The 13,693-nt window shown below is 28.7% G+C and carries 13 protein-coding genes; 9 read left to right on the top strand and 4 right to left on the bottom strand.

Annotated elements, in window-relative coordinates:
• The first annotated feature begins 4 nt into the window (after window positions 1-4).
• The 4 genes from ACFQZW_RS00730 to ACFQZW_RS00715 all read left to right on the top strand — a co-directional run bounded on the left by ACFQZW_RS00730 (window position 5) and on the right by ACFQZW_RS00715 (window position 4,529).
• Window positions 5-631: a methyltransferase domain-containing protein gene (locus tag ACFQZW_RS00730; protein WP_386781290.1), complete on the top strand. Its 627-nt coding sequence runs from the start codon at window positions 5-7 to the stop codon at window positions 629-631.
• Window positions 632-682: 51 nt separating this feature from the next.
• The gene (locus ACFQZW_RS00725; RefSeq protein WP_298264799.1) at window positions 683-2,014 is read left to right on the top strand and encodes a DEAD/DEAH box helicase; all 1,332 of its coding nucleotides are present in this window, start codon (window positions 683-685) and stop codon (window positions 2,012-2,014) included.
• A 76-nt stretch (window positions 2,015-2,090) separates the two neighbouring features.
• The gene (locus ACFQZW_RS00720) at window positions 2,091-3,926 is read left to right on the top strand and encodes a pyruvate kinase (RefSeq protein ID WP_298264797.1); all 1,836 of its coding nucleotides are present in this window, start codon (window positions 2,091-2,093) and stop codon (window positions 3,924-3,926) included.
• 270 nt (window positions 3,927-4,196) lie between these two features.
• The gene (locus ACFQZW_RS00715) at window positions 4,197-4,529 is read left to right on the top strand and encodes a hypothetical protein (RefSeq protein WP_298264795.1); all 333 of its coding nucleotides are present in this window, start codon (window positions 4,197-4,199) and stop codon (window positions 4,527-4,529) included.
• A gap of 72 nt (window positions 4,530-4,601) precedes the next feature.
• Here ACFQZW_RS00715 and tig read toward each other — a convergent pair whose 3' ends face one another.
• The 4 genes from tig to ACFQZW_RS00695 all read right to left on the bottom strand — a co-directional run bounded on the left by tig (window position 4,602) and on the right by ACFQZW_RS00695 (window position 7,909).
• On the bottom strand, window positions 4,602-5,924 hold the full coding sequence (tig, locus tag ACFQZW_RS00710; RefSeq protein ID WP_298286762.1) for a trigger factor: 1,323 nt from the start codon (window positions 5,922-5,924) through the stop codon (window positions 4,602-4,604).
• Window positions 5,925-6,011: 87 nt separating this feature from the next.
• A complete protein-coding gene (locus tag ACFQZW_RS00705; protein ID WP_298264792.1) occupies window positions 6,012-6,365 on the bottom strand; it encodes a phage holin family protein in 354 nt (117 codons plus the stop codon).
• A 55-nt stretch (window positions 6,366-6,420) separates the two neighbouring features.
• A complete protein-coding gene (locus ACFQZW_RS00700) occupies window positions 6,421-7,185 on the bottom strand; it encodes an alpha/beta fold hydrolase (protein WP_386781289.1) in 765 nt (254 codons plus the stop codon).
• Window positions 7,186-7,192: 7 nt separating this feature from the next.
• Window positions 7,193-7,909: a pyridoxine 5'-phosphate synthase gene (locus ACFQZW_RS00695; RefSeq protein ID WP_386781288.1), complete on the bottom strand. Its 717-nt coding sequence runs from the start codon at window positions 7,907-7,909 to the stop codon at window positions 7,193-7,195.
• A 100-nt stretch (window positions 7,910-8,009) separates the two neighbouring features.
• Between ACFQZW_RS00695 and ACFQZW_RS00690 the strand changes: the two genes are divergently transcribed.
• The 5 genes from ACFQZW_RS00690 (at window position 8,010) to bamA (ending at window position 13,657) form a co-directional block, all read left to right on the top strand.
• Window positions 8,010-8,669 (top strand): CBS domain-containing protein, encoded by a 660-nt coding sequence (locus tag ACFQZW_RS00690; protein WP_298264788.1) that lies wholly within the window; start codon window positions 8,010-8,012, stop codon window positions 8,667-8,669.
• Window positions 8,670-8,671: 2 nt separating this feature from the next.
• Window positions 8,672-9,553 carry an NAD kinase gene (locus tag ACFQZW_RS00685; RefSeq protein WP_298264786.1) on the top strand — a complete coding sequence of 294 codons (882 nt, stop codon included), beginning with the start codon at window positions 8,672-8,674 and terminating at the stop codon, window positions 9,551-9,553.
• A 111-nt stretch (window positions 9,554-9,664) separates the two neighbouring features.
• Window positions 9,665-10,345, top strand: a complete 681-nt coding sequence (porG, locus tag ACFQZW_RS00680) for a type IX secretion system protein PorG (RefSeq protein WP_386781287.1) — start codon at window positions 9,665-9,667, stop codon at window positions 10,343-10,345.
• On the top strand, window positions 10,345-11,100 hold the full coding sequence (locus ACFQZW_RS00675) for an isoprenyl transferase (RefSeq protein ID WP_386781286.1): 756 nt from the start codon (window positions 10,345-10,347) through the stop codon (window positions 11,098-11,100). The genes porG and ACFQZW_RS00675 overlap by 1 nt, the downstream gene beginning before the upstream one ends.
• Complete coding sequence (gene bamA / locus ACFQZW_RS00670; RefSeq protein ID WP_386781285.1) at window positions 11,093-13,657, top strand: outer membrane protein assembly factor BamA; 2,565 nt, start codon at window positions 11,093-11,095, stop codon at window positions 13,655-13,657. The genes ACFQZW_RS00675 and bamA overlap by 8 nt, the downstream gene beginning before the upstream one ends.
• Window positions 13,658-13,693 lie beyond the last annotated feature (36 nt).

Here is a 13,693-nt window from a genome sequence, read left to right as displayed (position 1 = left end):
TTAAATGGAATGTACACTTTGCAATAACAACTCTATACTTTATAGTAAATCAGCCAATAAAGAATACTATAAATGTAGTGTTTGCGGTTCAATTTGTATGCATCCCCTATTTTACATTTCATCAGAAAATGAAAAAATTAGATATCAAGAACATAATAATGATGTGAATGATATAGGGTATCAAAAATTTGTTCAACCAATTATTGAAGGGGTCACTTCTAATTTTAATAACAAAGCTAATGGATTAGATTTTGGTTGTGGAACTGGACCTGTAATTACTAAATTGTTACAAGAAAAAAAATTTAATATTACAACTTACGACCCTTTTTTTGACAACAATTTAAATGCACTAAAAAACACCTATAATTTTATTGTTTGCTGTGAAGTTATTGAACATTTTCATCATCCTTTAAAAGAATTCAAGCTTTTAAAAGCTCTTTTAAAACCTAAAGGAAAATTGTATTGTATGACCGATATTTTTTCCGAATCAATAAACTTTAAAAACTGGTATTATAAAAACGACAATACCCACGTGATTTTTTATCAAGAAAATACGTTTAAATGGATTCAAAAACATATTGGTTTTTCTAAAGTAACCATAAACAACCGATTGATTATTTTTGAAAACTAATTAAAAACCAAATTCTGTTTTATTAAACTTATATTTGCAAAAAATAAAACAATGAGCTTTACTGACTTAAATTTAAATCAATTTTTATTAAATGCCTTAAACGAAATGGGGTTTACAACACCTACTCCAATTCAAAAAAAAGCATTTTCGGTAATAATGAGTAGTAAAGATGTTGTTGGTATTGCTCAAACAGGTACTGGAAAAACCTTTGCATACTTACTTCCTATTTTAAGACAACTTAAATATTCTGAACAAAAACATCCTAGAGTTTTAATTGTAGTACCCACTCGAGAATTGGTTGTTCAAGTAGTAAAAGATATTGAAAGTTTAACACCTTATATAAATGTGAGGTTTGCAGGCGTTTATGGAGGTACAAACTTAAATAAACAAAAACAATTAGTATATCAAGGTCAAGATATTATTGTTGCTACACCTGGTCGTTTATTAGATTTAGCTTTGGATGGTATTTTAAAATTGAAGCAAATTCAAAAATTAGTGATTGATGAAGTTGATGAAATGATGAATTTAGGTTTTAGAGCCCAATTAATTACATTGTTAGATTTATTACCTAAAAAACGTCAAAATATTTTATTCTCTGCAACTTTAACTAAAGAAGTAAATGAATTGCTTCATGACTTTTTTAAATCGCCTACTAAAATTGAAATCGCAGCAAGTGGAAGCCCATTAGATACTATTTATCAATTAGCCTATCCCGTTCCAAACTTTTATACTAAAGTAAATTTTTTAATTCATTTACTTCAAGATAAAGATACTTTTAAAAAAGTATTGGTATTTGTAAAAAATAAAAAACAAGCCAATATCTTATTTGAAGAGTTAGAAAATGCTACACCTAGAATTGCAGATGTCATTCATTCTAATAAAACACAAAATTACCGACTTAGATCTGTTAAAAATTTTGAAATGGGCTTTTTCAATGTGCTAATAGCCACAGATATAATTGCTCGTGGCTTAGATTTAACAAATGTAAGCCATGTAATTAATTTTGACATTCCTCAAGAGCCCGAAAATTATATTCACAGAATTGGTAGAACTGGTCGTGCGGAACAAGAAGGAAATGCTATTTCTTTTTTTACTGAAGAAGAAGCTGAATATTTAGCTGAAATCGAAATATTAATGAATAAAGAAATTAATGTTTCTGACTTGCCTAATAACATTGAAATTTCTTCTAAATTAATTGATGAAGAAATGCCTAAAATAACACCCGAAATTATTGGGAAAAACACCACTATTACTGAGCCTAGCGGTCCAGCTTTTCATGAAAAGAAAGAAAAAAACAAAAAAGTTAATTTAGGAGGGTCTTACCGTAGAGAAATTGCAAAAAAATATAAAAAACCTAAAACAAGAGGTCAAAAAAGAAAGTAATAATTAACACATTTTTACTATATCAACTAGCAATAATTATGCTTAATAATTGTAAATTTAAGCCTAATTTTTAGCTATGCTTTTTGAAACCGAAAAACTTAAAGAAATACAACTCCAAATTGACTTGATTTTAGAGAAAATTTTGGAATATGAAAACACCTACAAAACTCAAATTGCAAGTGTACATCCAAATTATACTGAAAGTGCAAAAAACTTAATTCATTATTTAGCACTTAGAAGTTTTGATAATGATGTTTTTCAAGACAAATTAAACAAATTAGGTTTACCTAATACTTCTAGCTCAGAAAGTAGTGTTCTGCACAATATACTTATATACAAAACAATTATCAACCATTTATTAAAAACACCAGATACTAATTTTCAACATTCTTATATTTCTAAAAGCGAAAGTAAGCAGCTATTAAAAAAACATGCCAATGCCCTTTTTGGTGAAATTAACAGAAACCGAAGAACGCGCATTATGGTTACACAACCCACTATTGCAGCTGAAGATAAAAATTTTGCAAAAAGCCTTACCGAACTTGGAATGGATTGCGCACGATTAAATTGCGTTCATGATAACGAAATCATTTGGAATCAAATTATAAAAAACACCAAAGAAGCCAATCCAAATTGTAAAATTATGATGGATTTAGGAGGCCCAAAATTAAGAACTAGTAAAATGAAACCTGGTCATAAGGTCATTCACATAAAACCCAAACGAAATTCTTTGGGGCAAGTAATTGTTCCAGCAAAAGTGTGGTTGGCTCCATTTGGCATGTTACCTCCAGAAAATATGGAAGTAGATGCAATTATTCCAGTAAATAAAAAGTGGTTAAAAAAAACAAGGAAAGGCTCTTATATAACATTTAAAGATTCAAGAGATAAAAAATGTAAAATTACTATTGAGAGTAAACATGGTTTAGGAAGGCTTGCATCATGCACAGATTCTGCTTTTGTTACTACAGGAACACAACTCACGGTTTTTTTAGAAAAAAAATCAACTTCAGAAATACATACCGTTCATGAGATTTTACCTTTAGAAGAAGTAATTTTCTTATTTGAAGGAGATTACTTGAAGTTAAATAAAAAACCCATTTTAGGTGAACCCACAAAGTATGACGAAAAAGGTAATTTAATAGAATATGCTCATATTTCTTGTACACTACCTCAAATATTTTCCAATGTTAAAAAAGGAGAATTAATTTATTTTGATGATGGAAAAATTGAAGGTATTATAAAAGAAGTAACTGCTAATTTTTTATTGATTGAAATTACCAATGCAAAAAAAACAGGTGGTAAGCTAAAAGCAGATAAAGGAATAAACTTACCTAACAGTAATTTAAAAATTAGTGGGCTTACAGAAAAAGACAAAGAAGATTTAAAGTTTATAGCAAAAAATGCAGACGCCGTTAATTTTTCTTTTGTAAATTCTAAAAGTGATATTGAAGATTTACTTCATGAATTTAAAAAATTAGAAGCTTCATTAGGTATTATTGTAAAAATTGAAACCAAAAAGGCTTTTAAAAACTTACCAAGCATCTTATTAAAAGCCATGGAGAATTATCCAATAGGTGTTATGATTGCTCGTGGAGATTTAGCCATTGAAACTGGATGGAAAAATTTTGCGGTTATTCAAGAAGAAATTTTACGCATTTGTGAAGCCGCGCATTTACCTGATATCTGGGCAACCCAAGTTTTAGAAAACTTGGCTAAAAAAGGAATTCCTACAAGAGCCGAAATCACTGATGCAGCCATGTCTCAACGTGTAGAATGTGTAATGCTAAATAAAGGATTGTATATAGAAAAAGCTGTAAAAATGCTAGATAAAATTTTATGTAAAATGCAACTAATCCAAAAGAAAAAAATGGCGGTTTTACCCAAACTAGAATTCTCAAAAAACGATTTATAAACCATCTGTTAACATTCCAATTTAATCTTTATTTTCATTTTTTTATTAAAAATAAAATGCTATTCACAAATTGCTATTGATAGGATGCATTTTCTTTAATTCATTATATAAATACGACTAGTTTTAATAATATTTCTCAATGTTTTTATAATGTTAAAAGCTAAAATAAAAAGCTAAAATTAATAGAAATGATACCTTATAATAACTTTCTAAGTTATTAGTTTTTTATTACATCTTATAAATTTGCTGCATAACTAAAAACAAAAAATCATGAAAAAATTAGCTTTATTTATTGTAATTGTTGCATTAGGAAGTTCAACTCTTTTTGCATCATCAACTGACAGAATTGAAACAAAACAACTAAGAGAACAAATAGTAAAATTATTAGAAAACGCACCTTTCAACGTTGAAGAAGAAATTAATGCAAAAATTGAATTTGTATTAACCAAAAACAGTGAAATTATTATCACAAATGTACAATCTAATAATGAACTTGTTTCTATGTATGTAATGAATAAATTAAATTATCAAAAAGTATCGGCGATAAATACATTAAAAATGAGATTTTACTCGATGCCTTTAAAAATAGTTAGAAACTTTTAAAAACATCTATTAACAAAAAAAGCCTTAACTTTTTCAGTTAAGGCTTTTTTAATTTCTTATGTTCTCTATTTACTATTTGTAAACTTCTTTTACAAATTCTTCATAGGTAACTTCTTTTACTTTAAAAGTAATGTTTTCTTTGTAAAAATCTAATAGCTTTTTACTCACTAATTGTTCTTGTAAACGTTTAGCTTCATCTTGGTTACTTAAAACTCTTTGAACAATATCATCTAAATCTTTTTCTTCAGGATTTAATTGTCCGTATTGCGCCATTTGAGCTTTCACAAAACCTTTTGTAAAGTCTTTTAACTCTTCAAAATTAATTTGCAATTCGTTATCTTTTAAAACTTTACCTTCAATTAATTGGTAACGCAACCCTTTCTCAGATTTTTCAAATTCTTCTGCGGCTTGCTCAGGAGTCATTGGTTTTTCACCAGCAACAGCCAACCATTTTTTCAAAAATTCAGCAGGTAAATCAAAGTTTGTGTTTTCTACTAAATATTCTGTAACTGCATTCAACAATTGTTGATCTGCTTGTGTTTGAAATTGTTTTTCAGCGTCTTCTTTAATTTTTTCTCTTAGCTCTTCTTCAGATTTTACTACGTCTGGTCCAAAAACTTTATCAAACAATTCTTGATTAACTTCTGCAAGTTCTGTTACATTTATTTCTTCAACTGTAAATGTTAAAGGAATTTCTAACTCATGAATTTCATCGTGAGTAAGTCCTAAAGCTCCCATTAATTTATGATCGTCATCAAATAAGCCTTTAGTTTTCAACTCAATTACATCTCCTACTTTAGCACCTATAAATTTCTTTTGATTTACTTTTCCTTTTATAGAAGCTAATTCAATGGTAGATTTCTTGTTAATCTCTTTTTCTTCATTAACAAAGGTTCCAGTAATATTATCACCTTCTTCTACTGCTTCTTTTGAAACTAGTTTACCAAAACGTTTTTGAATATTTTCAACTTCTTTATCTAATAAATCTTTATCAGCTACAATATTGTATTGAGTAATTTTCTTTTTTGCATCTAAATTTACCTCAAATTCTGGAGCTAAACCTAACTCAAATTCAAAAGAATAATCATCAGCATCCCAAGAAAAATCATCTTGAATTTTTGGCAATGGATTTCCTAAAATGTCCAATTTTTCTTCAGTTAAAAATTTATTTAATGATTCTTGTATTAGTTTATTAACCTCATCAATCATTATAGATTTCCCATACTGTTTTTTTATCATTCCCATTGGTACATGACCTTTTCTAAAACCTGGGATATCAGCTTTTTTACGGTAATCTTGCAAAATTTGTGCTACTTTATCTTGGTAATCTGCTGCTGAAACTTCAACCTTTACCACTGCATTTAACGCATCAATACTCTCTTTTGTAATATTCATTTTATGCTATTTTACTTAAAATCATTAAAAATTGGGTGCAAAAGTACTACTATTTATGCACTTTTCAAATATTTAATTAGTTCAAATTCAACTATTTTCTTTGTTTTCTTTTATTAAAGAATACAAAATAGATTGAAATATCGACAGTAACAAACTAAATAACAGTGCCACCCAAAAACCTGAAACAGCAAAACCATCCACAATTTTATCGGCTAATAATATAATTACTGCATTTATCACCAATAAAAACAATCCTAAAGTAACTATGGTGGCTGGTAATGTGAAAAATATTAATAAGGGTTTTACCGTGACTCTTAAAATTCCTAAAACTACAGCAACAATAATTGCATTGGTAAAATTGGTTATTTGAACCCCTGGTAAAATTTTTGCAAGTACAACTACTGCAAGTGCTGTTAACAATATTTTTAATATTAATTTCATAGTTTATAATTTATAATGAGATATAAATTTAACTATAATTATGCCAACTTACCAATTAACTTAAAAAACTGACAACCTCATTATAAAATTGTGTTGGATTTTCAGCATGAAGCCAATGCCCTGCTTTTTTGACAGTTACAATTTTAGCATTTTCAAAATGAGCCGTTATTAAAGAAATATCGTTTTTGGTAATATATTTAGAGTTTTCTCCTTTTAAAAATAAAGTTTTACCTTCAAAATGTGTAAAAGAAGGTAGTGCCTCACCTACCTCACTATTGTTTTCTGTTAAACTTTGCAAATTAAATCTGTAGGCTAACTGTCCTTTAGATTTCCAATAAACATTTTTTAATAAAAATTGTAGCACCCCTTGTTCATGAACATAAATTTTTAAAACGTCTTCAACTTGTTTTCTTGAAGTATGTATTGAAAAATTAACAGCATTTAACGCAGCTAAAATATGCTGATGATGGGGCTCGTAATACTTTGGTGTAATGTCTGCAACAATTAATTTATGTACATATTCAGGGTATGTTACAGCAAAAAGCATTGCTACTTTACCTCCCATAGAATGCCCTAACAAATGAACCTTTTCTAATTTGTTATACGCTATATAATGGTATAAATCTTCAACTAATAATTCATAATCAAAATCACTAGAATGAAAACTTCTACCATGATTTCGTTGATCAATTAAATGAACTTCAAAATTGTTAGAAAATTTTGTACCTAAAGTTTTCCAGTTATCGCTCATACCAAAATACCCATGTAATATAAGCAATGGTTCTCCTTTTCCTAAAACTGTAGCGTGTAAAATTTTCATGTTAAAATTATCCTTTTAACTTATGTTTGTACATATTAATTACATTTTCCAAACCAAGATATAACGATTCAGCTATTAATGCGTGTCCAATTGAAACTTCTAATAAATTTGGAATGTTTTGAGCAAAAAATTGAATATTATCCAAACTTAAATCGTGTCCTGCATTTACACCTAATCCCAATTTATGAGCTAAAATAGCACTTTCGGTGTATGGTTTAATTATTTGAGTGTTTCCTTTAGCGTATTCTGTAGCAAAATCTTCAGTATACAACTCAATTCTATCAGCTCCAGTTGTTGCAGCAGCTTCAATTAATTTTGCATTGGTATCTATAAAAATAGAAGTTCTAATGCCTTTTGATTTAAACTCTGAAATAACTTCTTTTAAAAATGATTGATGTTTGATAGTGTCCCAACCAGCATTTGAAGTAACCGCATCTATTGCATCTGGCACCAACGTTACTTGGGTTGGTTTTATAGTCAATACCATGTCCATAAACTTTGGAATTGGATTTCCTTCAATATTAAATTCAGTTGTTACAATTTTTTTTAAATCGTAGGCATCTTGATATCGAATATGACGTTCATCTGGTCTAGGATGAATAGTAATTCCTTCGGCTCCAAAACTCTCAATATCAGAAGAAACCTTAACTACATTAGGATAATCTCCTCCTCTTGAATTTCGTAATGTTGCTATTTTATTAACGTTAACGCTTAACTTTGTCATACTAAAAACCTTTAAATTTTAATTGAGTTTGCAAATTTACGAACTAAGAATATGATTTTGGTTTTATTTTTGATTAATTTGTATTATAAAAGTTAAAGTAATGGAAACAACCCCTTACATTTTAAAAGAATTTAAAGCTTTTACACCTCAAACAAAAGTTAAAGATGTAAAATCGCTATTTTATGAAACTACTATTTGCCATTTTCCAATTGTAGATAACAAACAACTTATTGGTTTGATCTCTGAAACAGATATGCAAGGAATTATAAATGACGAAAAAGAAATAGGGGATTTTCAATATCTATTTAAACTGTTTTTTGCCGAAATAAATCATAATTTACTCGAACTTATAAAAATATTTGCTGCCAATGAAACTAATTTGATTCCAGTAATAAATGAAAAAAAAGAATATGTTGGCTATTATGATTTAATAGATGTTTTACACCTATACAACAGTACTCCTTTTTTAAAAAATGAAGGCACTATTTTATTATTAGAAAAGGAACAACGCAATTATTCCTTTAGTGAAGTGTGTCAAATTGTTGAATCAAATAACGGCAAAGTTTTAGGTCTTTTTATTTCTGAAGCCAATGCTGCTATTGTTAAAATTACTTTGAAATTTAACTCACAAGATGTGAATGAAATTATTCAATCTTTTAGAAGATACAACTACAAGGTTCTTTCCAAACATAAAGAAGATTTTTACATTGAAGATTTAAAAGAACGATCGGAATATCTTCAAAAATACTTAAATATTTAAGAATGAAAGTTGCTATTTACGGACAATATTTTAAATCTGAAGACATAATTTACATTGAACATTTACTTCAAGCGTTACAACAACATTCTATAGAGTTTGTTATTGAACAAAATTATTATAACGGACTTAAAAAACATGTTACTATTAAAAATGTAACCACTTTTAAATCTCACAAAGACTTAAATAGTTCATTTGATTTTATGTTTACCATGGGTGGAGATGGTACTATTTTAAGAGCCGTAACTTTTATTAGAGACTCCAACATACCCATTGTAGGAATTAATACTGGTAGGCTAGGTTTTTTGGCAACAGTACAAAAAGAAGAAATTTCAAATGCAGTAGAATTACTGGTTTCAAAAAAATATATTGTTAAAGAACGTTCATTATTATCTGTAAAAACTTCTCCAAAAATAGACAGTTTAGCTTCTCTAAATTTTGCTTTAAATGAAGTTTCTGTAAGCAGAAAAAATACCGCTTCAATGATTACTATTGAAACCTATTTAGACAATGAATACTTAACATCGTATTGGGCAGATGGATTAATTATAGCAACTCCAACAGGTTCTACTGGATATTCATTAAGTTGTGGAGGACCAATAATTACACCCCAAGCAAAAAACTTTGTATTAACCCCTATAGCTCCACATAATTTAAACGCCAGACCTTTAGTTATTCCTGATGAAACAGCTGTTAAGTTTATAGTAAGCGGTAGAGAAAATAAATTTTTCTTATCACTAGATTCTCGAATTACTACCATCAATAGCAATACAGAAGTTTTTGTTGAAAAATCAAATTTTAAACTTAAAATGATTCAAATTAATCAACAAACTTTTATCAAAACTCTTAGAGAAAAATTACTTTGGGGACAAGATACTCGCAATTAGTGTTAGTTGTTTCAACAACAATATTTTGAGTATTTAAGAGTTTATCAAAAAAGACATTGTTAAACTTCTAAAAGCAACTATAATTAATTATATTTGCACGCTATTTTATTTATGAAAAAACTAATTGTATTTTTTGCATTCATCTCAATAACAACAAGTTCAATAGCTCAAATTCATGAAATTGGTGTTTTTGTAGGTGGTAGCAATTACATTGGAGATATCGGATCTGAATATTATATAAATCCGAATGATTTTATGGGAGGACTTATTTACAAAAAAAATATAAATCCAAGAATGGCTTTAAGAGGTACATTTACTTACGCTCATATTTCTGCCGATGATGCCAATTCTACCAACCAACAAAGATACTACAGAGGTATAGGGTTTAACAATAGTATTAAAGAATTAGCTGTTGGTTTAGAATTTAACTTTTTTGAATATAATATCGATGATTTCAGAAAAAGTAAAACACCATATTTATTAGTTGAACTTGCTGCTTTTAATTACAATATTGTTTCAAAAGAACCCGCTCCAAAAAATTACGAATATACTTCTAACACTTCTTTTGCTATTCCTTTTGGTATAGGCTATAAAACTAAATTATTTCATGATTTTGCAGTGGCGTTTGAACTAAGAGCAAGATATACATTTGTTGATGACCTAGATTATAATAATCCTAAAATAAATACACTAACCTTTGGAAACCCAAAAAGTAACGATTGGTATATGCTAAGTGGCATATCTATTGTATATACTTTTGGAAGACCTCCTTGTTATGCAACCCCTTATTAATGAAAGATATAAAATCATATATTGCTGAAAACAAAGTTCCAAATCACATTGCCATTATTATGGATGGAAATGGTCGTTGGGCAAAATTGAAAGGGAAACCAAGGGTGTTTGGACATAAAAATGGAGTTACCGCTGTTAGAGAAGTGATTGAAGGCTGTGGCGAAATTGGAGTAAATTATTTAACCTTATACGCATTTTCAACAGAAAATTGGAATAGACCCGCTTTAGAAGTAAAAACATTAATGTCTTTACTAGTCTCATCTTTAAAAAAGGAATTAAAAACACTTCAAAAAAACAATATCAAATTAAACGCTATCGGTAATATTAATCTTTTACCTGAAAAGGTTAATATTGAGCTTACTGAGGTAATTGAAAAAACCAAAAACAACACCGCTTTAACTTTAACGCTTGCTTTAAGCTATGGTTCAAGAGACGAAATTGTTAATGTTATCAGAAATATATCAAAAAAAGTTGTTAATAATCAAATTAAGATTGAAGAAATTAATGAAAATATTATAAATAATCATTTATATACGTTTTCTTTGCCTGATGTTGATTTTATGATTCGCACAAGCGGAGAAAAAAGAATCAGTAATTTTTTATTATGGCAATTAGCCTATGCCGAAATGTATTTTTCAGATACCCTTTGGCCAGATTTTAGAAAAGAAAATTTATTTGAAGCAATAATAGATTATCAAAACCGAGAACGAAGATTCGGAAAAATAAGTGAACAAATTGAAAAAATCAATGAATAAATCAAACATAGCCCTTTTACTTTTATCAGTTTTTTTTACAGTTAATTTAGTTAACGCACAAGAAATAAAAGAAAATGAATTAAAAGAAATTCAAGCAAAAGTTGACACCATAGTTAAGGATAGCATTCAACCAACAACTCCTAAAACATCGGCTTTTATAAAAGAAAATAGCTACGAACTTGGTGGAATTTCTGTTAAAGGACTCCAAAAATTTGAAGAACAAACCGTAAAAGTGTTTACAGGTTTAAAAGTTGGTCAAGAAATAAAATTACCTGGTGACAAACTAACCAGCGCCATAAAAAAACTATACGAAACCAAACAATTTAGTAATGTTGAAGTTTACATTTCAAAAATTGATGGAAATGTTGCCTACCTTGAATTTGAAATAGAAGAATTACCACAATTAAATAATGTAACTATTACAGGTGTTAAAAAAAATAAAGCCAAAGATTTACAATCTGATGCCGAACTTAAAAAAGGAGCAATGGTTACAGATAATTTAATAGTAACTACAAAAAATTACTTTAAAAAGAAATATCAAGAAAAAGGATTCCTTAAAACCAAAGTTACTTTAAACACTAGACCCGATAGTTCGCAAGTTAACACCGTTAATATGTTAGTTAATATTGACAAAGGCGAAAAAATAAAAATTAAGAATATCACCTTTGAAGGTAACGATGCCTTTAATCAAAAAAAGCTTAGAAAGGCTTTAAAAAATACTAAGAAAAAAATGATTGGCAGATTCTGGAAAGGATCTAAATATATTGATGCAAACTTTAAAGAAGACCTTGAAAATATTGTTACAACATATAGTGAAAAAGGATTTAGAGACGCTAGAGTTTTAGATCATTCTATGACTTGGAACGATGACAATACTTTAAACTTAAACATTAAAGTTGAAGAAGGAAAAAAGTACCTTTTTGGAAATATTCAATTTTTAGGAAACAGTAAATATACTGATGATCATTTACAAAAAATACTACGAATTGAGAAAGGTGACACCTATAATGGAAAAGTATTAAAAGAAAGAGTTACTGGAGATGGCACCCCTAATTCAGAAGACATTTCAACACTGTATCAAAATAACGGTTATTTATTCTCTCGTGTTTTACCTGTTGAAACTAGAGTTAATAATGATTCTATTGATGTTGAAATTAGAATTTATGAAGATGAGCCTACAAAAATTAAAAAAGTAACTGTGAATGGAAATGATAGAACCAATGACCATGTAGTTTATAGAGAAATAAGAACCAAACCTGGTTACCTTTACAGTAAAAGCGATATTATTAGAACCATAAGAGAAATTGGTCAATTAGGCTTTTTTGATGCAGAATCTATAACACCAGATATCAATCCAAACTATCAAGATAAAACAGTAGATATAGATTATACCGTTGCTGAAAAAGGAGGAAGTCAAATAGAATTACAAGGAGGTTATGGTGGAGGATCTTTTATTGGAACTCTAGGATTATCCTTTAACAACTTTTCAGTAAGAAATTTATTTAACAAAAAAGCGTACAAACCGCTTCCTACTGGAGATGGACAATCTTTATCACTACGCTTACAAAAAAGTAGGTATTACACCACTTCAAGTTTCTCATTTACAGAACCTTGGTTAGGTGGTAAAAAACCTAAATCATTATCATTTTCTATATACAATTCAAAACAATTTAGATACAATTACCTAACTAATAAAGTTGATAAAGATCAACGCTTAAATATTATAGGTGCTTCAATTGGTTTAGGTCAACGTTTAAAATGGCCTGATAACTATTTCACTTTATCACAAAGTATAAGCTATCAATTATACGATTTAAAAGAATATGGAATGGCTATCGGAAATTTAACTTTAAGTAATGGTAATTTAAATAATTTAGCATATAACTTAACTTTTGCAAGAAGTTCTGCAGGTGCAAACCCTGTTTTTCCAACTTACGGATCAGACTTTAGTATTGGTGCAAAATTAACTTTTCCATATTCATTGGTTAATGATAAAGATTATAGCTCTTTGGAGTTAAGTGAAAAGTATAAATGGTTAGAGTATTACAAAGTTAGTTTTAAAGGGAAATGGTATACTGCACTAACTAAAGACTTGGTGGTAATGACTAATACTGAATTTGGAATTTTAGGAAACTACAATAAAGAGTTAGGAGATTCTCCTTTTGAAAGATACTTTGTAGGTGGTGATGGAATGGCTTCTTATCAATTAGATGGTAGAGAAACTATTGCATTAAGAGGTTACGAAAATGGAAGACTTTCATCTATTGATGGTGGTACTGTTTATAATAAATTTCAATTAGAACTTCGCTACCCAATAACCCTAAAACCTTCTGCATCAATTTACGCCTTAGGATTTTTAGAAGCTGGTAACTCCTACGATGGTTTTAAAAATTTCAATCCTTTTCAGTTAAAAAGATCTGCCGGATTAGGTTTAAGAATCTTTATGCCGGCATTTGGATTATTAGGAATTGATTTTGCTCATGGATTTGATCCTCTACCTGGAGGTACAGAAAAATCTGGTTGGCAAACACACTTTATAATAGGACAACAATTTTAAACTAAATCAGTTATATTTGTAATGATTTTTAAATTG

It is taken from the genome of Lutibacter aestuarii (assembly GCF_042676885.1).
In the GTDB taxonomy this organism is placed as follows: Bacteria; Bacteroidota; Bacteroidia; order Flavobacteriales; family Flavobacteriaceae; genus Lutibacter; species Lutibacter aestuarii.
Note: the sequence above shows the minus strand (reverse complement) of the source record. Positions and strands in the feature narration are given on the sequence as shown.

Excerpts from the sequence above, each read along its gene's own strand:
- ACFQZW_RS00730 (WP_386781290.1), top strand. The coding sequence starts at position 5 with ATGGAATGTACACTTTGCAATAACAACTCTATACTTTATAGTAAATCA.
- ACFQZW_RS00725 (WP_298264799.1), top strand. The coding sequence starts at position 683 with ATGAGCTTTACTGACTTAAATTTAAATCAATTTTTATTAAATGCCTTA.
- ACFQZW_RS00720 (WP_298264797.1), top strand. The coding sequence starts at position 2,091 with ATGCTTTTTGAAACCGAAAAACTTAAAGAAATACAACTCCAAATTGAC.
- ACFQZW_RS00715 (WP_298264795.1), top strand. The coding sequence starts at position 4,197 with ATGAAAAAATTAGCTTTATTTATTGTAATTGTTGCATTAGGAAGTTCA.
- tig (WP_298286762.1), bottom strand. The coding sequence starts at position 5,924 with ATGAATATTACAAAAGAGAGTATTGATGCGTTAAATGCAGTGGTAAAG.
- ACFQZW_RS00705 (WP_298264792.1), bottom strand. The coding sequence starts at position 6,365 with ATGAAATTAATATTAAAAATATTGTTAACAGCACTTGCAGTAGTTGTA.
- ACFQZW_RS00700 (WP_386781289.1), bottom strand. The coding sequence starts at position 7,185 with ATGAAAATTTTACACGCTACAGTTTTAGGAAAAGGAGAACCATTGCTT.
- ACFQZW_RS00695 (WP_386781288.1), bottom strand. The coding sequence starts at position 7,909 with ATGACAAAGTTAAGCGTTAACGTTAATAAAATAGCAACATTACGAAAT.
- ACFQZW_RS00690 (WP_298264788.1), top strand. The coding sequence starts at position 8,010 with ATGGAAACAACCCCTTACATTTTAAAAGAATTTAAAGCTTTTACACCT.
- ACFQZW_RS00685 (WP_298264786.1), top strand. The coding sequence starts at position 8,672 with ATGAAAGTTGCTATTTACGGACAATATTTTAAATCTGAAGACATAATT.
- porG (WP_386781287.1), top strand. The coding sequence starts at position 9,665 with ATGAAAAAACTAATTGTATTTTTTGCATTCATCTCAATAACAACAAGT.
- ACFQZW_RS00675 (WP_386781286.1), top strand. The coding sequence starts at position 10,345 with ATGAAAGATATAAAATCATATATTGCTGAAAACAAAGTTCCAAATCAC.
- bamA (WP_386781285.1), top strand. The coding sequence starts at position 11,093 with ATGAATAAATCAAACATAGCCCTTTTACTTTTATCAGTTTTTTTTACA.